Source organism: Reyranella sp., from assembly GCF_965227665.1.
Taxonomy (GTDB): domain Bacteria; phylum Pseudomonadota; class Alphaproteobacteria; order Reyranellales; family Reyranellaceae; genus Reyranella.
Genome location: NZ_OZ245767.1, coordinates 4,694,598 through 4,717,639 on the forward strand (window position 1 = coordinate 4,694,598; position 23,042 = coordinate 4,717,639).

Consider the following 23,042-nt stretch of genomic DNA (forward strand, 5'->3'; position numbering starts at 1 on the left):
TCTATGCGTACGATCCTGAGAACGGCTCTGGGGGCGGCACTGGCCGTCGTGGTCGGCGCGTCGTCCGCGCAGGCACAGAAGGACAAGGATATGCTGGTGGTGGGCGCCTCGCTCTTCACCGATTCCATTGCGCCGACGGGCGGGGCCTACATCACGTTGAGCCTCTGCTATCAGACCTGGGAGCCGCTGGTCGCGCGCGACAACGACGACAAGCTTGTCCCGGCGTTGGCCGAGAAGTGGGAGGCGATCACCCCCACGCACTGGCGCTTCTTCCTGCGCAAGGGCGTGAAGTGGCATGACGGCACGCCCTTCACCGCCGCCGACGTCAAGTTCACGATCGACTATGTCATCGATCCCAAGCAGGTCTATGCGCGCAAGACGCGCATCGCGGGCGTCACCGGGGCCGAGGTGGTGGACGACTACACCGTCGACATCAAGACCGCCTCGCCGGCGCCGCTGCTGCTACGCGGCCTCGCCGACATTCCGATCGAGTCCAAGGCGCACACCGAGAAGGTCGGACAGGCCGAGGCACACAGGAAACCGATGGGCACCGGCCCCTGGAAGTATGTCAGCTGGGTGGCGGGTGACCGCTACGATCTGGCCGCCAACCCGGACTACTGGGGCGGCGCGCCGGCGATGAAGAAGCTCCGCATCCGCGCCATCCCCGAGGGGGCGACGCGCGTCGCCTCGCTGGTGGCGGGCGAGACCGACATCATCGAGGAGATTCCCGTCGACCTGCTGCCTTCGGTCGAAAAGCGCAAGAATCTGAAGATCGACGCCGTCGAATCCTCGGTGAGCCTCGTTCATACGTTCGACACGCGCAAGCCGCCGTTCAACGACGTTCGGGTGCGACTGGCGCTGGACTATGCCATCGACAAGCAGGCTCTGCTGAAGCAGATGCTGGGCGGCTACGGCTCGGTCCTCGACGGTCAACTCGTGACCAAGGCCACCTTCGGCTACAACCCCACTCTCAAGTCGCGGCCCTACGATCCGGCCAAGGCCAAGGCGTTGCTGGCGGAAGCGGGCTTTCCCAAGGGCTTCGAAAACAAGATCAACACGCTGTCGGGGCGGTATCTCTCCGACGTCGACATCGCCAATGCCGTCGCCGGCATGATGTCGGCGGTCGGCGTGAAGACCAGCGTCAACGTCGTCGAGGGCGGCGTGTGGTCCCAGCTCGACCGCTCGCGCGAGCAGGGACCAATGTATCAGGTCGGCTGGTTCAGCGTTGGCGACGCCGATTTCAATACCGTCTGGTACACGGAAGCCAGCAAGCGGAACTACTGGACGAACACGGAGTTCGACAGGCTATGGCTCGAGGCGCGCTCGACCATGGACGAGGCCGCCCGGCTGAAGGCCTACAATCGCATGATGGAGATCATGCACGAGGAGCTGCCGTCCATCTTCCTGCTCGGCCTGCCGCGCATTTCCGGCCGCAACGAGAAGGTCTCGGGCTGGCAGCCCTCCCGCGATTCCCTGCTGCGCCTCCACAAGGTGAGCGTGAAGCCGTGACGTCGGCCGGAAACTGACATGCGTTACCTGCTGAGGCGTCTCCTGCTGGTGCCGGTCCCGCTGGTCTTCGTCATCGCCTTCGTGTTCGTCGTGCTGAGACTGACCGGCGATCCGGTGGCGATCTATCTCGGGCTCGATGCGACGCCCGAGCAGGAGGCGGTGCTGCGGGCCGAGTTGCATCTCGACAAGCCCCTGCCGGTGCAGTTCGGCTACTTCCTGGTCGATCTGCTGCAGGGAGACTTCGGTACTTCGATCCAGTTCAAGCGTCCGGCCATGGAGATCGTGCTCGAGCGGCTGGGTTCGACGCTGCAGCTGCTCTCCCTCGGGCTGCTGCTGGCCATCGGGCTCGGCGTGCTGGGCGGCGTCGCCTGCGCGGTGTGGAAAGACAAGGTTCCGGATTTCGTCATCTCGGTGCTGGCCGTCGTGGGACAGTCGATGCCCAGCTTCTGGCTGGGCATCCTGCTGATCCAGTTGTTCGCGCTTGATCTGCAGTGGCTGCCGACGTCCGGGCAGGGCGGTTGGGAACATATGGTCCTGCCCGTGGTGACGCTCGCGACGTTCCTGGTGCCCAATTTCATCCTGGTGACGAGGGTGAGCGTATTGGAGACCATGCGCGAGCAGTTCGTCGTCACGGCACGCGCTCGTGGTTCGGGGCCGGCCCGCGCGCTCTGGCTTCACATCCTGCCCAACGCCCTCAATCCCGTGGTCAGCCTCGTCGGGCTGCAGCTCGGGCGTCTGATGGGCGGAGCCGTGGTGACTGAGTCGATCTTCGCCTGGCCGGGTGTCGGCCGGCTGATGGTGAGCGCCATCTTCCAGCGCGACGTGCCGATCGTGATCGCCGCGGTGTTCATCGTCGCCGTCACGATCGTGACCGCCAACCTGCTGGTCGATCTGGTGCAGGCCGCCATCGATCCGCGCATCCGGCTGCGGTGATCAAATGAAGTGGTTCGGCCCGCGACTGAAGATCCAGATCGGCGTCATGCTGGTGCTGGGCATGTGCGTCCTGGCGCTGTTCGCACCCCTGCTGGCGCCTCACGACCCCTATGCACAGAACCTGATGCTGCGGCTGCGCCCGCCCGTCTGGGAGGCTAAGGGAAGCTGGACCTACCCGCTGGGCACCGACAATTTCGGCCGCGATCTGCTGTCGCGCCTGATCTACGGCTCGCGGCTTTCCATCGCCGTCGGTTTGATGGCCATGCTGGTGGCGCTCACCTTCGGCACGACCCTGGGACTGGTCGCGGGCTATGTCGGGGGGCGCACCGAGCAGGTCATCATGCGCTTTGCCGACGGCTACCAGGCGATCCCGGAGATCCTGCTGGCCATCGTCGTGGTCGCAGTGTTCGGTGGCGGCGTCGTTGTGCTGGTCCTCGTGCTGGGGTTCGCCGGCTGGGAGAGCTATACGCGCGTCGCCTTCAACCTGACACGCTCGTTGCGCGAGCGGCCGTTCGTCGAGGCGGCGGTCGCGTCGGGAGCGGGGGGCCGATACGTGATGTGGCGGCACATCCTGCCGCAGATGTCGCCGGTGCTGACGGTGATCGCCACGCTGCAGGTCGGGCAGCTGATCCTGCAGGAGACGGCGCTGAGCTTCCTGGGTCTCGGGGTGCCCCCGCCGACCGCAACTTGGGGCAATATCCTGGCTGAGGGCCGCGACCGGCTGCTGGTCGCGCCCTGGATCGCCAACCTCGCCGGCATCGCCATCGTGCTGCTGGTGCTCGGTGTGAATCTGCTGGGCAACGGGCTGCGCGAGACGCTGGATCCGCGGCGCGCAGACCGGCGATAAAAAAGAAAAGAAGGAGAGGAAATGCGTCGAGATCCGGTTCCGGCCTACTACAGGATCTACCAGGTGCTGAGCGAGCGAATCGCCACGCGCGTCTACAGGCTGGGCTCCCAGCTCCCGACCGACGCCGAGCTGATGGCCGAGTTCGGCGTCAGCCGTCACACCGCACGCTCGGCGGTCGAAGAACTGGTGTCGCGCAAGCTGGCGCGCCGCTTCCCGGGCCGCGGCACCTTCGTTCTGGAAAGCGATCCCGAGAGTCGCGACTGGAGCGCGCACGCCCTAGAGGATCTCAGGATCCATGACCCCGACGCGCGCTTCGATCTGCACGGCATCGATCGCCTGCCCGAGCACGGTGACGACCGGGTGGCGGCGCTTCTGGAGGCCCCGTCCAGTCGAGGCATCCTGCGCATCTCGTGGAGCCGCGTGCGGCCGACCGGTCCGATCGCCTTCTGCCGGGCCTACCTGCCGCAAGGGCTGGCGGCGCGGCTGCCATCCGACATCGCCGTGCAGATGCGGTCGGCGCAGGTCATTCCGCTGATCGAGAAATACTGTGGCGTCCAGGCCTTTCGCGTGCAGCAGGCTTCCTCTGCGATCGCGGCAGATGCCGAACTCGCCCACCGCCTCGAGGGCGACCCGGGCGCAGCCCTCCTGCTGCTCCAGCGCACCTACTTCGATATCGAGGGCGTGGCGATCTATTACTCGGACCTCTACGTCCGCTCCGATCGCTTCGTGCCGAAGATCGAGCTCTTCCGCCATCGCCAGCAGGCCGATCTGGCGCGCCCAATGCCTGCCGGTTCGGAGGCGGCGATCCCCAACCATCGTAGCGTGAGGTCTCAGTCATGAAGAAGCCGTTCCATCTGGCGTGGTTCCTGTCGCAGGGCTATGGCCCGAAGAGTTGGCGCAGCGAGTTCCCCGGCAGCGACATCGATCGCTGGATGATGCCGGATATCTTCGTCGACCTGGCGAAGGGCATGGATCGCGCATGCTTCGACTACATGATCATCGAGGACAGCTCGAACGTGCCCTACACCTATCAGGGCTCGCACAATTCGTATCTGCAGTACGCGGCGAGCGCGCCCAAGCTCGATCCGGCGGTGCTGGTGCCCTATCTCGCCATGGCGACCAAGACGGTTGGCATCGTGCCGACGCTGTCGGTCTCGGAATATCCGCCGTACCTGCTGGCGCGACTGGTCAACTCGCTCGACCATACGACCGAGGGCCGCATCGGCTGGAACTGCGTGACCGGCAGCAACGATGGCGCGGCGCAGAACTACGGACACGAGAAGCACCGGCCGCATGACGAGCGCTACGACGTGGCCGATGAGTTCGCCGACGTCGTCACCAAGCTTTGGGAGGCCTGGGAGCCGGACGCGGTGGTACTCGACCGCGAGAAGCCGATGTTCGCCGACGGCTCGAAGGTCCATCCGATCAATCACGAGGGCAAGTATTTCAAGGTGCGGGGGCCGATCAACGCGCCACGCTCGCCGCAGGGAAGAGTGCCAATCTGCCAGGCCGGCGGTTCGCCGCGCGGCCAGCAGTTCGCGTCGCGCTGGGCCGACACCATCATCACCGAGGGCGGCGGCAGCGTCGAAAGCATGAAGGCCTATCGCGACAAGGTCCGGAAGCAGGCTGTCGAATACGGCCGCAATCCCGACGACATCAAGGTGCTGTTCCTGGCGCATCCGATCATCGACGTCAGCATGGAGGCGGCGCGGGACCGTGCCCGAATGGAAGCCGCCGAGGCCGAGAAGCATCTCGACCTGCATCTGTCGGGCATGTCGCGCCTGACCGGCATCGATTTCTCGAAGTTCGACCTCGACGAGCCGCTGCCTTCGCATCTCACGACCAACGGCCATCAGTCGTCGCTCGCCAAGTGGATCGGCAAGACGCCGCGATCGATCCTGCAGAGCTATTCGCGCAAGGGCGGTATCGACTTCACCGGCACGCCCGACTACGTCGCCGGTTTGATGGCGGAGATCATGGAGGAGGTGGGCGGTGACGGCTTCCTGATCTTCAACAGCTATTTCGATCGCCGTTACATCATGGAGGTTTGCGACGGTCTCGTGCCGGAACTGCAGCGCCGTGGCGTGACGCGCAAGCAGTACGCCCACAAGCACCTGCGCGACAACCTGCTGGAGTTCTGAGGTCCGGCGCGGCGGGCGACGTCCGGCCCAGGAAGAAGCGCTTCCATTCGGGATCCGGGACGATCGCCGTACCGCCGCGCGCGGGCGGATTGATCCTGATCAAGTCGCGTCGGCGCGGAAGCCGGTATCAGGGACCTGCAACCACTACGAGCCGGGAAGGAGGTTCCTATGACAGATGCAAAGTCCCTGACGACGCCGCATAGCGCACTGCCGTTCGGCGGCGACTTCGATCAGGTTTTCAATCGCATGATGCGTGGCTGGCCGTTCGGCTGGCCCGAGATGGCTCCCAGCACCGCGCCGAAGGCGCTGCGGGCATTCGATCACGTGCCCAAGGTAGAGGTCAAGGAGAGCGGCAAGGCCTACACCGTGACGATCGAGTTGCCCGGTCTCGACGAGAAGGACGTCAAGGTCCAGATCGAGGACGACGTTCTCACCATCTCCGGCGAGAAGAAGGTCGAGCAGACCGACGACAAGATGCACTACACGGAGCGCAGCTACGGCTCCTTCACGCGCGCCTTCACACTGCCGGCGGATGCCGACCGCGACGGGATTTCCGCGAAGTTCGCCAAGGGCGTTCTGGAGTTGGAGATCGCCAAGACGGCGAACCCGCCCGCCCAGGTCAAGCAGGTCGCCATCAAGGGCGCCTGAGGCGCCGTCACTCCGCAGGAAGAGGGAGTCCTTCCTTGAAGGCCATGGTTCTCTCTTCCACGGGCGGGCCGCTCCAGCTCAAGGAACGGCCCGATCTCCGTCCCGGCCCCGGTGACCTGCTGATCAGGGTCGAGGCCTGTGGCGTGTGCCGCACCGATGTCCACATCCTCGATGGCGATCTGTCGGGAATCCGGCATCCGATCGTACCGGGCCACGAGATCGTGGGCATTGTCGGCGCCGTGGGCACGGGTGTGTCGGCCGCACGGATCGGCAGCCGAGTCGGTGTACCGTGGCTCGGCGGAACCTGTGGCCATTGTCCGTATTGCGAGTCGGACAGGGAGAATCTCTGCGATCGTCCGGTCTTCACCGGCCTCACGAGGGACGGCGGTTTCGCCACCCACGTATTGGCCAGTGCGGACTTCTCGTTTCCGCTGAAGGGCTTCGACGACCCGGTGGCCGCGGCGCCGCTCCTGTGCGCCGGACTGATCGGCTGGCGGTCCCTCAAGCTCTGCGGCGACGCACATCGCATCGGCCTTTATGGCTTTGGCGCCGCCGCGCACATCATCGCCCAGGTGTGCCGATGGCAGGGCCGCGAGGTCCATGCCTTCACCCGGCCGGGCGATTCTGCGGCGCAGGCGCATGCCCGTTCGCTGGGAGCGTTCTGGGCCGGAGGCTCCGATGAGAGCCCGCCGCATCCTCTCGACGCAGCCATTCTGTTTGCGCCGGTCGGCGACCTCGTGCCGGCGGCGCTGAAGGTGGTCCGGAAGGGCGGACGCGTGGTCTGCGGCGGCATCCATATGAGCGACATACCCGCTTTTCCCTACAGGCTCCTCTGGGAGGAAAGGCAGATCCTCTCCGTCGCCAACCTTACGCGCGAGGATGCACGGGAATTTCTGGCGCTGGCGCCGATTGTGCCGGTGAAGACGACGACGACCGTCTACCCGCTGGCGGCTGCCAACGAAGCCATCGCCGATCTGCGTGCGGGGGCGTTCCAGGGCGCGGCTGTCCTGGTGCCCTGACCAGACAGGTCCGGCGCAGAGACTTTGACATGGCGCAATGCGGTCGGTGGCGCCCTGGACGACCGTGCATCATCAGATCGAGAGAAGGGAACGGGATATGCGCGCCAAGGACATCATGACGGAGAGCATCGTCTGCGTGAACGTGAAGGAGACGGTGTTCGATGCCGCCGAACTGCTGCTGGGTGCCGGCGTGAGCGCCGCGCCGGTCGTCAACGACAAGGGCAATGTGGTCGGGATCGTGAGCGAGGCCGATCTCATCCATCGCGCCGAGATCGACACCGCGCCGCGCAAGTCCTGGTTGCTGCGGCTGCTGGACAGCGAGGCGACGGCGGCCCACGACTATGTCGCGTCTCACGCCCGCAAGGTCGCGGACGTGATGACCCGCGAGGTCGTCACGGCCAGCGACGAAGCCACCCTGGGTGAGTTGGTCCAGCTGATCGAGAAGCATCACGTCAAGCGAATCCCGATCGTGCGGGACGACAAGATCGTCGGCATCGTCAGCCGGGCCAACCTGCTCGGGGCGCTGCTGTCGCGCGAGCCGGATGGCGCCATCGGGCTGCCCGACGACAAGAAGCTGCGCCACGCCGTGGTCGAAGCATTCGACAAGCAGGCCTGGAAGTCGCGGTGGCCCGTCAACGTCGTGGTCAGCGACGGCGTGGTGCATCTCTGGGGCTTCGTGGAGGGCGAGGAAGTCCGCAAGGCCTACCGCGTTGCCGCCGAGAACGTGCCCGGTGTGAAGAAGGTCAAGAGCCACTTGCGGTCGATGCCCGCCGCCGTCGGCATGGGCGTCTAGGGCAGGGCGCGGGGGCCCTTCAATTCGGCTTCTCGAGCGTGAGGACGACCGGGCCGAGAATGTCCCGGTCGGTCAGGAGGCGAGGACCCGGCAGCCGGTATCGGACCTGACGAGCAGCCACCAGCCGCGCCGTGAGGGCAAGCTTTCGGCCCTCGGCCGAGAAACTCGCCGGCAGGCGCAGGGCAAAGGGAATCGGGACCTGCCAGCCGCTGCGCACCACCTGCTCGGCGAGGAGCTCGCCCTCTGCCGAACGGGCAACATCGAACAGCTGGATCTGCAGCTCCACGCCGCGCGACAGGGCGGTCTTCTCGGCCAGCGTGGCGGTGCCGGAGATGATCGCTGCCGGCGGCAGGGTGTCGCCAAGCTTGGGCATCAGGAGGCTGGCGTGGAACATCAGCGCCTCGCCGTTGGCGTCCAGCACGCAGGTGAAGCGGAAAGGGACCGAAGTGCCGTTCCGGCGGTGCCTCGATCCCGTCCCTGTGACGGTGGTCATGATCGGCTGCACTCCAACCGCTTCGTCCGTTCGTTCGATCGAGAGCCAGGGAACGCCGTCGAGCGCGAGGAGGCCGAAGGCAGCATCAGACTGGCGTGTCTCGAGGCCGGCCTTTCCGGCGCAGCGAGAGAGCATCGGGGTGGAAACGCCGCCTTCGGGGCCCGCCAGCGCTGGGGCGGCGACGCAGGCGGCCAGCAGGGCCGCGAGAAGTCGATGGATCGTGGTCATGGGGCGCCCCTTCGCAGGCGAATGCCGGCGTTCGACGGCGCAGCCTGCCCGGATTTGCCGCTGCTTCATTGACCTGCATCAACGGGTGCCTGCAGGGCAGGTTTGATCTGGATCAGTCGCGGCCCCGCCGTTCCGGGCTAGCATGGGTCGAACGCGGGAAGGATTTTCCATCATGCAGGCTCTGCGGCGGATTGTGCGTACGGCCCTGGTGGCCGGCATCGTCACCGGGCTGTGGTTCACCCCGGTCCTCGCGGGCGACGTCGCCCCCCAGGCCGGCTGGACCCTGGAGCAGGGTGTCGACCTGCCCAGTTACGCGCTGATCGAGCCGCGCAGCCGCAATTTGAACCTGGATGTCGTGGTGCTGGCCTGCGAACCTGCGGACGACCGCCGCGTGCTGCAGCTCCAGCTCTATCTCACGAACGACGGTCCCCTGATGCCCGACGGCGTGGCGGCGGGACGAGCGAAGCATAATCCGCGTGCCGAGATCGTCATCGACGAGCATGTCTTTCCCGTGGGCCTTTTGTTTGCGGAAGACCATGTCGTGATGAGCGACGAGACTCGGGAGATGTTTCCGCGCCTGTCGGAGCGCCTGCTCGATGCGATCGAGCAGGGCACGACGATGCGGCTGCGCTTCGACCTTGTCGGTAAATCGGTCGGTCAGCCTGCTGCCTTCGACGCGGAGGCGGTGGTGGACTTGCACGCAGGGCCTGCCGATGCGCGTGGAAAGGCTGTCGCCGCGGTGCGCCGCTGCGCTACGGGCGTGCCGCCGCAGAGTGTTGCACTCGCCACCCCGCGCCGCTGACGGGATATCCCCTACGGAGGATCGGCCGGGCTCTGCGCGTCGCCCTGCGGCCACCCCGGTGCCCCGATCAGGGGAACGAAGCGGACGGGCTCGAGGCTTTCCGTCGTGTCGTGGCCATTGCCCGCCCGGACCACCCGGACGAGCATCTGTCCCTGGTGCTTGTCGGCCACGGGCATGACCAGCCGTGTGGTACACATAGCGCTTCGTCGCCGTTGGTGCGATCCTGAGACCGGTCGTCCTCGCTGGCTCTCGCTTCTGATCGATGGAACATTTTGTGAAAGAGCGACGGCTCAGCCTGCGGGTCGAGCCGGGAACCACCGTTTCGGCTCTCTATCGAACGGCTCCGCACGCTGCCGCTCTGCTCGTCCTGGCCCATGGGGCAGGCGCGGGCATGACACATCCGTTCATGACCGCCATGGCGGAGCGTCTGGCGGAAGCGGGTGTGAGCACCCTCCGGTTCCAGTTTCCCTATATGGAGGCCGGTTCGAAGCGGCCCGACCGCCCGGCCGTGGCGCATGCCGCAATACGGGCGGCCGTCACGAAAGCGACGAAGCTCGCGCCGGCGCTTCCCCTGTTCGCGGGAGGCAAGTCGTTCGGCGGCCGCATGGCGTCCCAGGCCCAGGCGCTGGAACCCTTGCCGAACGTGCGCGGCCTGGTGTTCCTCGGCTTTCCGCTGCACCCGCCTGAAAAACCCTCCGTCGAGCGCGCGGCGCATCTGTCCGAGATCCGCATTCCCCTGTTGTTCATTCAGGGGACACGGGACGCGCTCGCGCAACCTGCGCTCCTGCAGGAGGTGTTGAAGAGCTTGGGCAAGCGGGCCACCTACCGGCCTGTGAGAGAGGCCGACCATTCGTTCGGCGTGCTCGTTCGGTCGGGCCGCCGCGACCCGGAAGTCCTTTCCGAGGTCGCCGAGGTCGCGGCCAAGTGGATCGGGAAGCGAAAAGGCCGCCCACGGCCCACCCCCTCCCGCAGGCCGATCCGTTCTGTCGGTAATGCGCGCAAGGGTGTGTAAGTGACGGGAAATCCATAGTATCCCGCCTGCTTCCCGCCGTCCGGGCGCATAACCCGGGGTGGCAAATCAACAAGACGGAATGGAGCGGAGGAAACCATGAAAGTATCTCGCAGGACGCTGCTTGGAGCGTCTGCTCTTGGCAGTGCTGCCCTTGCGGCTCCCTGGGTCGCGCGCGCCCAGAGCGCGGAGTTCACTTACAAGTACGCCAACAATCTGCCGGTCGCCCACCCGATGAACCAGCGGGCCAAGGAGATGGCGGACGCGATCAAGGCCGAGACCAATGGCCGGGTCGAGATCCAGATCTTCCCGTCGAACCAGCTCGGTTCGGATACCGACATGCTGAGCCAGCTTCGTTCGGGCGGCATCGAGTTCTTCACCCTGTCCGGCCTGATCCTCTCGACACTGGTGCCGGTGGCCTCGATCAACGGCATCGGCTTCGCGTTCCCGGACTATCCCTCGGTCTGGAAGGCGATGGACGGCGATCTCGGGCAGTACGTGCGCAACCAGATTGCCAAGGCCAATCTGGTCGCCATGGAAAAAATCTGGGACAACGGGTTCCGCCAGACGACTTCCTCGACCAAGCCGATCCAGGGCCCCGAGGATCTCAAGGGCTTCAAGATCCGCGTGCCGGTCTCGCCGCTCTGGACGTCGATGTACAAGGCGTTCGATTCCGCGCCGGCCAGCATCAATTTCTCCGAGGTCTATACCGCACTGCAGACCAAGGTTGTCGACGGCCAGGAGAATCCGCTCGCGATCATCGCGACGGCGAAGCTCTACGAGGTCCAGAAATACTGCTCCCTCACCAATCACATGTGGGACGGCTTCTGGTTCCTGGCGAACCGCCGGGCCTGGGAGCGGCTGCCGGAGAACCTCCGGACCGTAGTCGCCAAACATGTGAATGCCGCCGGCGTGAAGGAGCGCGAGGACGTGGCGCAGCTGAACGCGGGCCTGCAGAAGGAACTGACCGACAAGGGGATGGTCATCAACCAGCCGAAGCCGGAGGCTTTCCGCGACAAGCTGCGGACCGCCGGCTTCTACGCGGAGTGGAAGGGCAAGTACGGCGACGAGGCCTGGTCCATCCTGGAAAAGTACACCGGCAAGCTGAGCTGAGTGCGACGCGCGCCGGCCCGCTCGGGTCGGCGCGCCTTCCTTCCTCGGATCTGTTCGGAAAATCGTCATGAGCGCGACTGCTGAAGAACTCGCCCTGTCCGAGTCGCTTGGTAACCCGAGCCCCGGTGGGCGCTGGGCGTGGCTCGAGCCCATCAACGCGGTCGCGGCCCTGCTCATGCTGGGCATCGTCCTGCTCCTGCTGGCGGGCGTGGCCTCGCGCTATCTGTTCAACTTTCCGGTCGTTTGGATCGACGAAGTCTGCTCGATCAGCTTCATCTGGGTGGCGATGCTCGGGTCGGCGATGGCGCTCGACCGCAACGAGCATCTTCGCCTGACGCTGTTCGTGAACTTCTTCTCCGAGCGAGGCCGCGCCTTCATCGATGCCTTCGGTCTCGTCATCGTCGCGGTCGTCCTCCTCGCGTTGCTGCCGCATGCGGTCGAGTACACGATGGACGAGTGGTTCATCACCACGCCGGCGCTCGGTATTCCCAATAGCTTCCGCGTGGCGGCGATCCCGTTCGGCATCGTGCTGATGCTCGTCCTGGTGATCCGCTACGCATTGCGGTCGCCGGACCTGCTGTATCTCCTGGTGTCGGCGGTCGTCGTGGGCGTGATTGCCGGCCTGCTGTGGCATTTCTCTCCGCAGCTGGTGCGCGCCGGGAACTCGAAGCTGCTGCTCTTTCTCGTCCTGTTCGTCTCGCTCAGCCTCGCCTGCGGTGTGCCGATCGCCTTCTGCTTCGCCATCGGCACGATCAGCTATCTGGCCTTCGGCACCAACGCGCCCCTCTCGGTCGTGATCGGCCGTATGGACGAGGGCATGTCGAGCATCATCCTGCTGTCGGTGCCGGTGTTCCTGCTGCTCGGCTGCATCCTCGACGCCACCGGCATGGGCAAGGCGATCGTCGATTTCCTCGCCTCGTGGCTTGGTCATATCCGGGCAGGCATGTCCTATGTGCTGCTGGGATCGCTGTTCGTCGTCTCCGGCATCTCCGGCTCCAAGGTTTCGGACATGGCAACGGTGGCGCCCGCCCTGTTCCCCGAGATGAAGCGGCGCGGCAACAAGCCCAAGGAAATGATCGCCCTGCTCGCCACCGGCGCGGCCATGGCCGACACGGTGCCGCCCAGCATCGTCCTGATCGTCCTGGGCTCCGTTGCCGGTGTGTCGATCGCGGCCCTGTTCACCAGCGGATTCGCCATCGCGATGGTCCTGCTGCTGGGCCTCGCCATCCTCGCCCGCTGGAAGGCGCGCCATGAGGACATGTCGGGCGTGCGGCGCCCGAGCCTGCGCGTCATCGGCCGTACCGCGCTGATCGCCGCTCCGGCGTTGGTGCTCCCGTTCCTGATCCGCAGCACCGTTTCGGGCGGCGTCGCGACGGCCACCGAGGTCTCGACCATCGCGGTCCTGTACGCGGCCTTCGTCGGGGTGGTGCTCTACGGCGGCATAAGCCTGCGGAAATCCTACGCCATGCTGGTCGAGACGGCAGCACTGACCGGCTCGATCCTGCTGATCCTGGGAACCGCCTCGGCCATGGCCTGGGCCATCACGCAGGCAGGAATCGCGCGCGACGTGACCCAGTTCATGGCCGCGATGCCGGGCGGCACCATCGTCTTCATGGTCCTCAGCATCGTGGTCTTCCTGATCCTGGGCTGCGTGCTCGAGGGCCTGCCGGCGATCGTGCTGATGGCGCCGCTGATGTTCCCGATCGCCAAGAACCTCGGGGTCAACGACATCCACTACGCCATGACCATCGTGACCGCGATGAACATCGGGCTGATGACGCCGCCGATCGGTATCGGCTTCTACCTGGCCTGCCGGATCGGCAATGTCTCACCGGACGAGGCGATCGGGGCGATCTGGTCGTACCTGCTCGCCTTGATGGCCGGCCTGGCGGTGATCGCCGCCGTGCCCTGGTTCTCGGTCGCCTTCCTGTAGGCGGGGCCCGGCCGGGACGCACGTCCAGCGTCGGCGAGTGGTTGGTAGGCCCGGCAGGATTCGAACCTGCGACATAACCGTTATGAGCGGCTCGTTCTAACCGCTGAACTACGGGCCCCCGCAACCGACGGGCTGCGCCCCGGACGCGCCGGGGCGGGGTCTTATAGCCCGGCTATTCGGTGGGCGGCACGAACATATAGCCGACACCGCGCACGGTGCGGATCACCGTCGGCTTGTCCGCCGCCGGCTCGATCTTGCGCCGGATCCGCGTGATCCGCAGATCGATCGACCGGTCGAACGGGTCGCGGGCGCGGTGGCTGGTCGTCTCCAGCAGCCAGTCGCGCGACAGCGGTCGATTGGGATTTTCCGCGAAGATCTTCAGCACGTCGAACTCGCCCGACGTCAGCGGAACAGCGATGTTGTCGACGTCAAGAAGCTGACGCTTGGTGAGATCGAGTACGTGCCCGCCCATCCGCACGCGCTCGAGCCGGGAGGGAGTCGCCTTGGCGACCGACCGGCGCAGGACGCTCTTGCACCGGGCCAGCAGTTCGCGCGGCTCGTAGGGCTTGGAGACATAGTCGTCGGCGCCGCTTTCGAGGCCCAGCACCTTGTCGACCGGATCGGTGGCCGCGGTGAGCATGATGATGCCGACGCGGGTGTTGCTCTCGCGCAGCCAGCGGGCGAGAGCGAAACCGTCGTCCGCACCCGGAAGCTGGACATCGAGCAGGACAAGGTCGGGCATCGACCGGGAGAGCTGGCGGCGCATCTGGGCGCCATTCTCGACGGCCGTTACCTTGAGCTCGTGACTGGACAGATAGGTCTCGGCGGCCTTGCGCTGAAATGCGTCGTCTTCGACCAGCAATACGGACGGAAGCTGCATGTCTTAACCTAATAAATGACGTTTAATGCCTTCAAATTAACACTATTTCTCAACGAATTATATCGTTTTCTTGATATCTTTGATACGATTGGCGGCGCGGGAAATCCGCAAGCTGTAGCTGCCCGATGGGGCGGCGGCTCAAACCCTGGTTTTGGGATGGTTGATGTCGCTCGCCGCCGCTGATCCGGCCGCCCCTCAGGTCAACGAGGCGGAAGCCGCCCACCAGGACCGGTTCGTCCGCGCCGAACTGGTGCGCCGCCTGTTCCAGGGATCGGCCCCGTCCCGCTATTTTTCGTTCGTCCTGTGGCCGGTCATCGCCGCGATCTACTGGCGGCAGATTGACCTGATCGAGCTGTCCGGACCCTTCGGGGCCTACCTCATCGTGACCCTGGGCTTCGACCTTCTCCGGCATCGCTTTGCGCAGGACCGACCAGACGACGAGCGGACGCTCCGTTGGGGGTGGTGGTTCGCGGGCTTCACCTTCCTGGGCGGCGCCTGCTGGGGCTGGGCAGGCTATCTGCTGGCTTCCAGGGATTTCGAGCTGCAGCGCATGCTGCTGGGGCTCGTGCTCCTGGCAACGGTCACCACGGCGGTGCCGATCCGCTCGGCCCATCCTCCGACCTTCTACGCCTTCGCCGTCGCCACGGCGGCGCCGCTCCTGCTGGTCCTCGTCGCCTCGGGCGACCCGTTCTACCAGCTCGTGGGCATCGCAGGCGCCGCCTATGTCGGCCACCTGATGGCCTATGTGCGCGACGTGCATCGCTGGCAGTACGACAATATCGCCCTGGCTTACGAGAAGGAGGATTTGGCGCGCCGGCTGCAGGTTGCCTATGACGAGGCCCGCCAGGCCCGCGACGCGGCCCTGGCGGCCCAGCGCGACGCCGAGAAGGCGAACCAGGCCAAGTCGACCTTCCTCGCCACCATGAGCCACGAGATCCGCACGCCGATGAACGGCGTGCTGGGCATGATCGACGTCCTGGAGCGCACCGAACTCTCGCCCGACCAGCGCGACCAGCTGGGGACGGTGCGCTATTCGGCGGCGTCGCTGCTGCGGATCATCGACGACATCCTGGATTTCTCCAAGATCGAGGCCGGGCGTCTCGATCTCGAACGGGTCGAGTTCTCCACCGTCGAGCTGATCGAGGGCGCGGCCGAGGCGCTGGCCGCCCGGGCCGCCGAGAAGGGGCTGATCCTGTCGGCCTATGTGGCGTCCGACGTGCCGGCTCGCGCCATCGGCGATCCGCTACGCCTGCAGCAGATCCTGTTCAATCTGTTGGGCAACGCCATCAAGTTCACGGAGAAGGGCAGCGTCCGCCTTTTCCTCGAAGGAGAGGGCGGGGAGCAGGACGGCTCGCTCGTGCTCCGCATCAGGGTTGTCGACACGGGGATCGGCCTCACGGCCGCCCAGCGCGATCGTCTGTTCAACCCGTTCGTCCAGGCCGACAGTTCGACGACTCGTCGCTTCGGCGGCACCGGGCTTGGCCTGTCCATCGTGCGGCGTCTCGCGGAGGCGATGGACGGCCGCGTCGAGGTGCACAGCGCGCCAGGCGTCGGATCGACGTTTGTCGTCACCTTTACGCTCCAGGCGGCGCCCCCGGCACAGGCCGCCGCCGGGCTCCCCCTCCAGGATCTTTCCCTTGTCCTCTCCCTGCCGGACCCGCAGGAGAGCGCCGCCATCGCGCGCTATCTGCGCGACGCGGGCGCCGAGGTCGACGTCGTGGTGTCGTCCCAGACGGCGGTGACCATCGAAGGCTCGAACGACCAGCTGTGCCTCACAGACTTGAAGCGCCCGTGGCGGCGCGACGTGCTGGTCAGGGCGATCGCGCAGGCGGCCGGGCGGACGAGCTGTGTCCCACCGGCAGCGGCCGCACCGGCTGCGGCCGTGCGGCTGGGCGGCCGCGTCCTGGTCGTCGACGACAATTCGGTCAACCGGAAGATTCTGGCACGCCAGCTCGAACTGGCCGGGACGTCGGCCGACATGGCGGCCGGCGGCGAGGAGGCGCTCGCGATGTGGCGCTCGCGTTCCTACGACCTGATGCTCGCCGACCTGCAGATGCCCGACATGGACGGCTTCGAGCTGGCGCGGCGCATCCGCCAGGGCGAGGCATCGACCGGCAGCGCACGCCTTCCGATCCTCGCCGTGACCGCCAGCACGCTGGAGTCGGAGGAAGAGCGCAGCCGGGAGGCCGGGATGGACGGTTTCATCACCAAGCCGGTCGGCATCGAGCAGCTGAAGGCGACCCTCGAAGTCTGGCTGAAGGATGCATGTCGGCAGAACGCGTCATGAGCCCGGCCTATGATCGCGACCGGCTCATCGAACTGTTCGGCGGCGACGCGGCGACGCTCGCGGAGATCGAGCGCGAGTTCCTCGCCACGGCACGGGGCGCCCATGGGGAGATCCGCGAGACTGAGAATCTCGAGACGATCGCGCGGGCGGCGCACCGGCTGAAAGGAGTTGCCGGCATGATCGGCGCTGTGACGCTCTGCCGGATCGCCGACTCCGTGGAACGAGCGGCCAAGGGCGGCGACCTGAAGGGCGTGCGCAGCCTCGACGATGCCTTGGCGCAGGAAGTGGCGCGGGTCGCCGCCCAGGCCGGTGCCGATCAGGCCCGCGGCCGGAGCATCACCGTCGCGGAGTAGGAGAGCAGGGCCTTGCCGTTCTGCTCCAGCAGACCGCGCAGGAACGCGATCGACCGGCCGCGCTTTGGCACTTCCACCCGTGTGTGCAGCGGCGCGGTGATGTCGCCCGCGGCCAGGAACTCGGCGGCGAAGGAGACGGTCGTCGGCGCTAGATCGGTCGTCATCGCCGCGGCGCGCGTGATCGCGGTGTCGGCGAAGCTCATCATGTAGCCGCCGTGAAGCGCGCCGCCGGAGTTGCACATGCGCGCCAGCGTCGGCTGAACCAGCGAGGCGCCATCGGCCTCCTTGCGCACAAAGGCCGGGCCGATATGGGTGGAATAGGCGCTGGCCTTGAACGGCTCGAAGCCCTCGGGAACGACCTGCAGCGGCAGGTCGATCCTCGACGGCGCCTGCTCGTCCTTGCGGGCCATGGCCTTGGCACGCGCGACGTGGCGGCACACGCCCGACCACAGCGCGATCGTGCGGCCTTCCTGGGTGATCGAGCCGCGCGCGAAGGCGAGGCGGCCCGTGACCTGCAGCGGCTCGCCGCGCGCTTCGAGCGGCGGCCCGATGACCGCGCCGTTCACGAACTCCACCGCGATGCTCACCGTCATGGCGAAGGAGGAGTTGGTGCCGCCGTCGGCGGCGCGGCCCGCCACCAGGCAGAGCGCGTAGTCGGCGAAGGTCAGGATCCCGCCGCCATGCACCCCGCCCCTGTAGTTGCCGTGCCGCGCGAGCGTCGGCAGCACGCAGTGCACCGTGCCGGCCGTGCGAGCATCGCCCTGGAGGCCGAAATAGAACGGCCCGACATGGTCCTCGAACGGATCCGGCGGCACGAACACGGTGTAGCGGGAAAGGTCGATGCCCCAGGAGGCAAGGTCGGGAAAGGTGTCGGGCATTGGCTCTTGTGAAGCGTCGTTGGCGGGTTCTAATAGGGTAGAATCAGCCAATCACAAAGACCCACGGAGCGAAACGTCATGGCGGAAGCCGCGCACAAGATCGAGGTCCGTCGCGACAAGCGCGATGCCGGCACGGTGGCCCATCTCGTGTTCGACAATGCGCGGCGCCTCAACGTCCTGAATCCGGTGGCCTTGCACGATCTCACCGCAACCTTCCACGCGCTGTCGACCGAAGAGGATCTGCGCGTCGTCGTCTTCTCCGGCGCCGGCGGTCGGGCCTTCATCGGCGGCGCCGACATTAACCACATGGCGGGCATGCGCACCTCCGAGGATGGCCGCGCCTTCATCACCATGGTCCACAAGCTCTGCCAGTCGATCCGCGACTGTCCGGTGCCGGTGATCTGCCGCATGGAAGGCTACACGCTGGGCGCCGGCCTCGAAGTGGCGGCCGCCTGCGACCTGCGCATCGCCACGGACAGCGCTTATTTCGGCATGCCCGAGGTCAAGGTCGGCATTCCCTCCGTCGTCGAGGCGGCGCTGCTGCCCCGCCTGATCGGCTGGGGTCGCACCTCGTGGATGCTGCTGACCGGCGAGAACATCGATTCGCGCAAGGCCGAGGCCTGGGGCATGGTCGAGGAGGTCGTCGAGACGGCGAAGATCGACGCGGCCGTCGAGCGCTGCGTGCATTCGATCGTCGAGGCGACGCCGCTTGCCGTCCGCGCGCAGAAGCGCCTGATGCGGCGCTGGGAGCGGCTGCCGCTCGACGAGGCGGTGCAGGCCGGCATCGATTCCTTCGCCCAGTCGGTGGCCGAGGGCGAGCACATCGAACGCATGGGAGCGTTCGTCAATCGCAAGAAGAAGTAAGGCGACGAGAGGGGTTGCACGATGAGCAAGGAAACGGTCCGCATCGGCTGCCATTCGGGCTTCTGGGGCGACACCGAGACCGCCGCCGTGCAGCTCGTGCGGCACGGCAACGTCGACTATCTGGTGAGCGACTATCTCGCCGAGGTCACCATGTCGATCATGGCGGCCCAGAAGCTGCGCAATCCCCTGGCGGGCTACGCCGTCGACTTCGTCTCGGTTGTCATGGCGCCGCTGGCCCGCGAGATCGCCGAGAAGAAGATCAAGGTCGTGACCAATGCCGGCGGCGTCAATCCGCTGGCCTGCCGCGACGCGGTGCTGAAGGCCTGCGAGGCGGCGGGCGTGACGCTCAAGGTCGCGGTCGTGCTGGGCGACGATATCCTGCCGCGCGTCGACGAATTCCGCGCCGCCGGAATCCGCGAGATGGATACGGGGGCGGAGCTGCCGTCGAAGATCGCCAGCATGAACGCCTATCTCGGCGGCTTTCCAATCGCGCGGGCGTTGGCCGAGGGCGCCGACGTGGTCATTACCGGCCGCTGCGTCGATTCGGCCGTGACGCTGGGCGCATTGATCCACGCTTTCTCCTGGACGCCGGAAGAGTTCGATCGCCTCGCCGCAGGGACGCTGTGCGGCCACATCATCGAATGCGGCGCGCAGTGCAACGGCGGCAACTTCACCGATTGGCGGCTGGTGCCCGACTACGACAATATGGGCTTTCCGATTGCCGAAGTGTCGAGCGATGGCAGTTTCGTGCTGTCCAAGCCCGACGACACCGGCGGGCTGATCACGACGGCGACGGTTGCCGAGCAGATGCTCTACGAGATCGGGGATCCGCGCGCCTACATGGTGCCCGACGTGGTGTGCGACTTCACCCAGGCGACCTACGAGCAGGTGGCAAAGGACCGCGTCCGGGTGAGCGGCGCTCGAGGCCGGCCGCCGACCGACACCTACAAGGTCTCGACGACCTGGCCCGACGGCTACAAGTTCAGCTCGATCTTCATGATGGGGGGGCGCGAAGCGGTTGCGAAGGGACGCCACAGCGCAGAATCGATCATCAAGAAGACGCGCCGCATGTTCGCCGAAAAGGGCATGGCGGATTATCGCGACGTCAGCATCGAGGTGATCGGCAGCGAGGCGACCTATGGGCCGCACGGCCGCGTGCCCGACGCGCGCGAGGTCGTCGTGAAGATCGCCGCCAAACACGACCAGAAGGAAGCGCTGGCGCTGCTCGGCCGGGAGATTTCGCCGATGTCGACCGGTGGTGTCGTGGGCATGACCGGCAGCTTCGGCGCCGGGCGCGTCTCGCCATCGCCCGTCATCCGCATGTTCTCCTGCCTCCTGCCGAAGTCGATGGTGCCGGTCACGGTCGATGTCGACGGCCATCGCATTGCGATGCAGGAAGGAGCGATGAGCGGCGGCTTCACGGCAGCGCAGCTTCCGGTCGAAGCGCCGGCTGCGGCGCCGCTGTTGGCTGGCGACACAGCCACCGTGCCGCTGATCGCGCTGGCTTACGGCCGGTCCGGCGACAAGGGCGACAATGCCAATATCGGCATCTTCGCGCGTCAGCCGGAATACGAACCCATCCTCGATGCCGAGGTGACGGAAGAGGCGGTGGCGAAGTACTTCGCCCATCGCATCGAGGGAACGGTCACGCGCTGGCGCCTGCCGGGCATCAGGGGCTTCAACTTCCTGCTGCGCAAGGCGCTGGGCGGGGGCGGCATGGCCTCCCTCAAGGCGGATCCGCTCGCCAAGGCGTTCGCCCAGATGATGTTGGACATGCCGGTCCGCGTGCCGAAGGCGCTGGCGGCGAAGCTCGCCTCTTAATCTTCCTCGCTGCCTCGCGGAAGTTCAGCCGCCGAATTCGGGCGTTCGGCGGCAATCGCGTTTTCAAGATCCGACAAATAGAGCGCGGGGCCACCTCCGCGAAGGAACGGCTGCAATTTGCGTTGCCCGCGTAAAATATCTATCGATTGACATAGTATATCGACCGACAATAAAAGGGGCGGGTCAGCGTTTCCCAGGTGACCATGATCGAGACACAAGCCGGGTCCCCGACCCGCGGTCGACCCGCCACCCAGGCGAGGGGCGAAGATACCCGTCGACGCATCCTTGAAGCCGCGCTCGATCTGTTCGCCGCTCATGGCTACGAGGGCGCCAGCACCCGGCAGATCGCCGAGGGCGCAGGCGTGAACCTGCCGGCCATCCAGTATTATTTCGGCAACAAGGAAGGCCTCTACCGGGCGATCATCGAGGACATCGTCGCCGACACCGAGAGGCACATGTCCGGTGTGCTGCCGCGTGTCCGCGCCGCGCTCGAAGACCCGGAGGCCCAGGCGACCGAACTGACCGAACTTCTGTGCCAGACGCTCGAAGCCTTCGTCACGGTGGTGACGAGCGGCCCGCAGGTCGACAGCCGACGCCTCATCTTCGCGCGCGCCGAGGTCGAGGAAACGCCCGGGCTCGACCGGATGCACGAGAACGGCATGCAGCAGATCTTCAATCCCTGCCTGGCTCTGTTCGCCCGCATTCACGGCAAGTCCGAAGCCGATCCAGAGATGACGATGCGCACGATGGCGCTGATCGGCCAGGTCGTCATCTTCTGCAACAACCACAAACGACCCATTCTCAAAGCGGTCGGTCTCGAGGGCGAAAACGTCCAGCTGATGAAGCAGATCGTGCGCGAGCAGACGCTTGCCATCTGCCGCGCGGCCACGCCCGAAAAATAGATTCGCGAGTACGAAAATGAACAGGCGCTCGCCCTTTCTCGTGACCCTCACGGCTTTTCTACTCGCCAGCTGCACGGCCGGTCCGGATTTCGTGAAGCCCGACAAGCCGACATCGACCGGCTACACGCCGGAGCCGCTGGCCCTCCAGACCAACTCCGCGGCCAGCCCCGGCGGCGCCGCGCAGACCTTCGTGCCCGAACAGGACATTCCCGGCGAGTGGTGGGTGCTGTTTCAGTCGCCGCAGCTCGACGCTCTGGTCCGCGAATCGCTGCAGGCCAATCCGGATGTGGACGCCGCCCAGGCGGCGCTGCGGCAGGCGCGCGAACTCTACTTCGCCCAGCAGGGCAGCCTGTTCCCGAGCCTGAGCGCCAACGGTTCGGGCCAGCAGCAGCTCGCCTCTCCGGCCTCGCAAGGGCAGGTGGGGTCCGCCGCCATGTTCGGCGTCACCGCGGCGTCCCTGAACATTTCATATTCGCCCGACGTTTTTGGCGGTGTGCGGCGCCAGGTCGAATCGCGCGAGGCTGCGGCTGAGAACCAGCGCTTCCAGCTCGAGGCGACGTATCTCACGCTTTCCTCCAACGTCGTCGTCGCCGCGATCAACCTCGCGTCGCTGCAGGCCCAGATCAAGGCGACGCAGGACATCATCGCCATCCTCAACAATTCGCTGACGGTGGTGCGTCGCCAGTTCGACCTGGGCGGCGCCTCGCGTGCCGACGTGCTGGCCCAGGAAGCGGCTCTCACCCAGACCCAGGCGACCTTGCCGCCGCTGCAGAAGCAGCTGGCGCAGCAGCGCAATCAGCTCATGCGCCTCGTCGGCCGCTCGCCGGACCAGGATCGTGGCGAGAGCTTCGATCTCGCCAAGCTGAAGCTGCCCCAGGAGCTGCCGCTCAGCCTGCCGTCTTCGCTGGTCGAGCAGCGGCCGGACGTACGTGCCGCCGAGGCCCAGCTCCGTGGCGCCAGCGCCGATATCGGCGTCGCGGTCGCCAACCAGATGCCGCAGTTCACGATCACCGGCCTGCTGGGATTCACCTCGGGCGGGATCAGCTCGCTGATCGTGCCGGGTTCGGGCGTGTGGAGCCTTGGCCTCGGAATCGCGCAGAGCGTGTTCGACGGCGGCCGGCTCGACAGCCAGCGCAAGGCCGCGATCGCCGCCTATGAGCGCGCGGCCGCGCAATATCGCGGCGTCGTGCTGTCGGCCTTTCAGGATGTCGCCAACGCCCTGCGGGCCGTGCAGTACGATGCCGATACGCTGCGCGCGCAGGTTGCCGCCGAACAAACCGCCGCGGCGAGCCTCAGGCTCTCCGAGCAGCAGTACCAGCTGGGCGCCGTGAACTACCTGATCCTGCTCAACGCCCAGCAGACCTACCAGACCGCCGTCATCAACCGGCTGCGCGCGCAGGCCGCCCGCTACTCCGATACCGCGGCGCTGTTCCAGGCGCTGGGCGGCGGCTGGTGGAACCGCAACGACGTCGATCCGAAATCGATGGGCAAGCCGACGCGCTTCGCGCTGCCGCCCGTCCAGGACATCAAGCTGCCGCGCGCCGGTCACTGACCGGCCGCAACCTCTCAATCGATTCAAAATCAGCTCA

The 23,042-nt window shown here is 66.4% G+C and carries 23 protein-coding genes and 1 tRNA gene; 19 read left to right on the plus strand and 5 right to left on the minus strand.

The window, feature by feature from the left end; translation table 11 throughout:
• The first annotated feature begins 3 nt into the window (after positions 1 to 3).
• The 8 genes from ACO07I_RS22665 to ACO07I_RS22700 all read left to right on the plus strand — a co-directional run bounded on the left by ACO07I_RS22665 (position 4) and on the right by ACO07I_RS22700 (position 7,890).
• On the plus strand, positions 4 to 1,509 hold the full coding sequence (locus ACO07I_RS22665; RefSeq protein WP_422011375.1) for an ABC transporter substrate-binding protein: 1,506 nt from the start codon (positions 4 to 6) through the stop codon (positions 1,507 to 1,509).
• 18 nt (positions 1,510 to 1,527) lie between these two features.
• Positions 1,528 to 2,442: an ABC transporter permease gene (locus ACO07I_RS22670; RefSeq protein ID WP_422011377.1), complete on the plus strand. Its 915-nt coding sequence runs from the start codon at positions 1,528 to 1,530 to the stop codon at positions 2,440 to 2,442.
• 4 nt (positions 2,443 to 2,446) lie between these two features.
• Positions 2,447 to 3,289, plus strand: a complete 843-nt coding sequence (locus ACO07I_RS22675; protein ID WP_422011379.1) for an ABC transporter permease — start codon at positions 2,447 to 2,449, stop codon at positions 3,287 to 3,289.
• Between the two features lie 21 nt (positions 3,290 to 3,310).
• Positions 3,311 to 4,129 carry a GntR family transcriptional regulator gene (locus tag ACO07I_RS22680; protein ID WP_422011381.1) on the plus strand — a complete coding sequence of 273 codons (819 nt, stop codon included), beginning with the start codon at positions 3,311 to 3,313 and terminating at the stop codon, positions 4,127 to 4,129.
• On the plus strand, positions 4,126 to 5,430 hold the full coding sequence (locus ACO07I_RS22685) for an NtaA/DmoA family FMN-dependent monooxygenase (RefSeq protein ID WP_422011383.1): 1,305 nt from the start codon (positions 4,126 to 4,128) through the stop codon (positions 5,428 to 5,430). The genes ACO07I_RS22680 and ACO07I_RS22685 overlap by 4 nt, the downstream gene beginning before the upstream one ends.
• Positions 5,431 to 5,598: 168 nt before the next feature.
• Positions 5,599 to 6,078, plus strand: a complete 480-nt coding sequence (locus ACO07I_RS22690) for an Hsp20/alpha crystallin family protein (protein WP_422011385.1) — start codon at positions 5,599 to 5,601, stop codon at positions 6,076 to 6,078.
• A gap of 35 nt (positions 6,079 to 6,113) precedes the next feature.
• A complete protein-coding gene (locus tag ACO07I_RS22695) occupies positions 6,114 to 7,097 on the plus strand; it encodes a zinc-dependent alcohol dehydrogenase family protein (protein ID WP_422011387.1) in 984 nt (327 codons plus the stop codon).
• 97 nt (positions 7,098 to 7,194) lie between these two features.
• Positions 7,195 to 7,890 (plus strand): CBS domain-containing protein, encoded by a 696-nt coding sequence (locus ACO07I_RS22700; RefSeq protein ID WP_422011389.1) that lies wholly within the window; start codon positions 7,195 to 7,197, stop codon positions 7,888 to 7,890.
• Between the two features lie 19 nt (positions 7,891 to 7,909).
• On the opposite strand, the gene ACO07I_RS22705 is transcribed toward ACO07I_RS22700, so the two are convergent.
• Complete coding sequence (locus ACO07I_RS22705; RefSeq protein WP_422011391.1) at positions 7,910 to 8,611, minus strand: YbaY family lipoprotein; 702 nt, start codon at positions 8,609 to 8,611, stop codon at positions 7,910 to 7,912.
• Positions 8,612 to 8,783: 172 nt separating this feature from the next.
• Between ACO07I_RS22705 and ACO07I_RS22710 the strand changes: the two genes are divergently transcribed.
• Positions 8,784 to 9,413 carry a hypothetical protein gene (locus ACO07I_RS22710; protein WP_422011393.1) on the plus strand — a complete coding sequence of 210 codons (630 nt, stop codon included), beginning with the start codon at positions 8,784 to 8,786 and terminating at the stop codon, positions 9,411 to 9,413.
• Positions 9,414 to 9,424: 11 nt separating this feature from the next.
• On the opposite strand, the gene ACO07I_RS22715 is transcribed toward ACO07I_RS22710, so the two are convergent.
• Positions 9,425 to 9,610, minus strand: coding sequence for a hypothetical protein (locus tag ACO07I_RS22715; RefSeq protein ID WP_422011395.1), 186 nt, complete (start codon positions 9,608 to 9,610; stop codon positions 9,425 to 9,427).
• 65 nt (positions 9,611 to 9,675) lie between these two features.
• On the opposite strand from ACO07I_RS22715, the gene ACO07I_RS22720 reads away from it, so the two are divergent.
• From ACO07I_RS22720 to ACO07I_RS22730, 3 genes are all read left to right on the plus strand, one after another.
• The gene (locus ACO07I_RS22720) at positions 9,676 to 10,425 is read left to right on the plus strand and encodes an alpha/beta family hydrolase (RefSeq protein WP_422011397.1); all 750 of its coding nucleotides are present in this window, start codon (positions 9,676 to 9,678) and stop codon (positions 10,423 to 10,425) included.
• Between the two features lie 96 nt (positions 10,426 to 10,521).
• Positions 10,522 to 11,535: a TRAP transporter substrate-binding protein gene (locus ACO07I_RS22725; RefSeq protein ID WP_422011399.1), complete on the plus strand. Its 1,014-nt coding sequence runs from the start codon at positions 10,522 to 10,524 to the stop codon at positions 11,533 to 11,535.
• A 67-nt stretch (positions 11,536 to 11,602) separates the two neighbouring features.
• On the plus strand, positions 11,603 to 13,468 hold the full coding sequence (locus tag ACO07I_RS22730) for a TRAP transporter large permease subunit (protein WP_422011401.1): 1,866 nt from the start codon (positions 11,603 to 11,605) through the stop codon (positions 13,466 to 13,468).
• Between the two features lie 42 nt (positions 13,469 to 13,510).
• Here the strand turns inward: ACO07I_RS22730 and ACO07I_RS22735 are convergent.
• Positions 13,511 to 13,586: transfer RNA gene (locus ACO07I_RS22735), tRNA-Ile, on the minus strand.
• A gap of 54 nt (positions 13,587 to 13,640) precedes the next feature.
• On the minus strand, positions 13,641 to 14,348 hold the full coding sequence (locus ACO07I_RS22740; RefSeq protein ID WP_422011403.1) for a response regulator: 708 nt from the start codon (positions 14,346 to 14,348) through the stop codon (positions 13,641 to 13,643).
• A 15-nt stretch (positions 14,349 to 14,363) separates the two neighbouring features.
• Here ACO07I_RS22740 and ACO07I_RS22745 point away from each other — a divergent pair, with 15 nt between their 5' ends.
• The 3 genes from ACO07I_RS22745 to ACO07I_RS22755 are packed head-to-tail and all read left to right on the plus strand — an operon-like array spanning position 14,364 to position 16,988.
• On the plus strand, positions 14,364 to 14,531 hold the full coding sequence (locus tag ACO07I_RS22745) for a hypothetical protein (RefSeq protein ID WP_422011405.1): 168 nt from the start codon (positions 14,364 to 14,366) through the stop codon (positions 14,529 to 14,531).
• Positions 14,512 to 16,635 carry an ATP-binding protein gene (locus tag ACO07I_RS22750; RefSeq protein WP_422011407.1) on the plus strand — a complete coding sequence of 708 codons (2,124 nt, stop codon included), beginning with the start codon at positions 14,512 to 14,514 and terminating at the stop codon, positions 16,633 to 16,635. The genes ACO07I_RS22745 and ACO07I_RS22750 overlap by 20 nt, the downstream gene beginning before the upstream one ends.
• Complete coding sequence (locus ACO07I_RS22755) at positions 16,614 to 16,988, plus strand: Hpt domain-containing protein (protein ID WP_422011409.1); 375 nt, start codon at positions 16,614 to 16,616, stop codon at positions 16,986 to 16,988. Before ACO07I_RS22750 ends, ACO07I_RS22755 begins: the two co-directional genes overlap by 22 nt.
• Here ACO07I_RS22755 and ACO07I_RS22760 read toward each other — a convergent pair.
• Positions 16,952 to 17,866: a PaaI family thioesterase gene (locus tag ACO07I_RS22760; protein WP_422011411.1), complete on the minus strand. Its 915-nt coding sequence runs from the start codon at positions 17,864 to 17,866 to the stop codon at positions 16,952 to 16,954. The two genes, ACO07I_RS22755 and ACO07I_RS22760, sit on opposite strands and share 37 nt — an antisense overlap.
• 78 nt (positions 17,867 to 17,944) lie before the next feature.
• On the opposite strand from ACO07I_RS22760, the gene ACO07I_RS22765 reads away from it, so the two are divergent.
• The 4 genes from ACO07I_RS22765 (at position 17,945) to ACO07I_RS22780 (ending at position 23,005) form a co-directional block, all read left to right on the plus strand.
• Positions 17,945 to 18,730: an enoyl-CoA hydratase gene (locus ACO07I_RS22765; protein ID WP_422011413.1), complete on the plus strand. Its 786-nt coding sequence runs from the start codon at positions 17,945 to 17,947 to the stop codon at positions 18,728 to 18,730.
• 21 nt (positions 18,731 to 18,751) lie between these two features.
• Entirely contained in the window at positions 18,752 to 20,551 is a 1,800-nt protein-coding gene (locus ACO07I_RS22770) for an acyclic terpene utilization AtuA family protein (protein ID WP_422011415.1), read from the plus strand.
• 203 nt (positions 20,552 to 20,754) lie between these two features.
• The gene (locus ACO07I_RS22775) at positions 20,755 to 21,453 is read left to right on the plus strand and encodes a CerR family C-terminal domain-containing protein (RefSeq protein ID WP_422011417.1); all 699 of its coding nucleotides are present in this window, start codon (positions 20,755 to 20,757) and stop codon (positions 21,451 to 21,453) included.
• Between the two features lie 16 nt (positions 21,454 to 21,469).
• Complete coding sequence (locus tag ACO07I_RS22780) at positions 21,470 to 23,005, plus strand: efflux transporter outer membrane subunit (RefSeq protein ID WP_422011419.1); 1,536 nt, start codon at positions 21,470 to 21,472, stop codon at positions 23,003 to 23,005.
• Positions 23,006 to 23,042 lie beyond the last annotated feature (37 nt).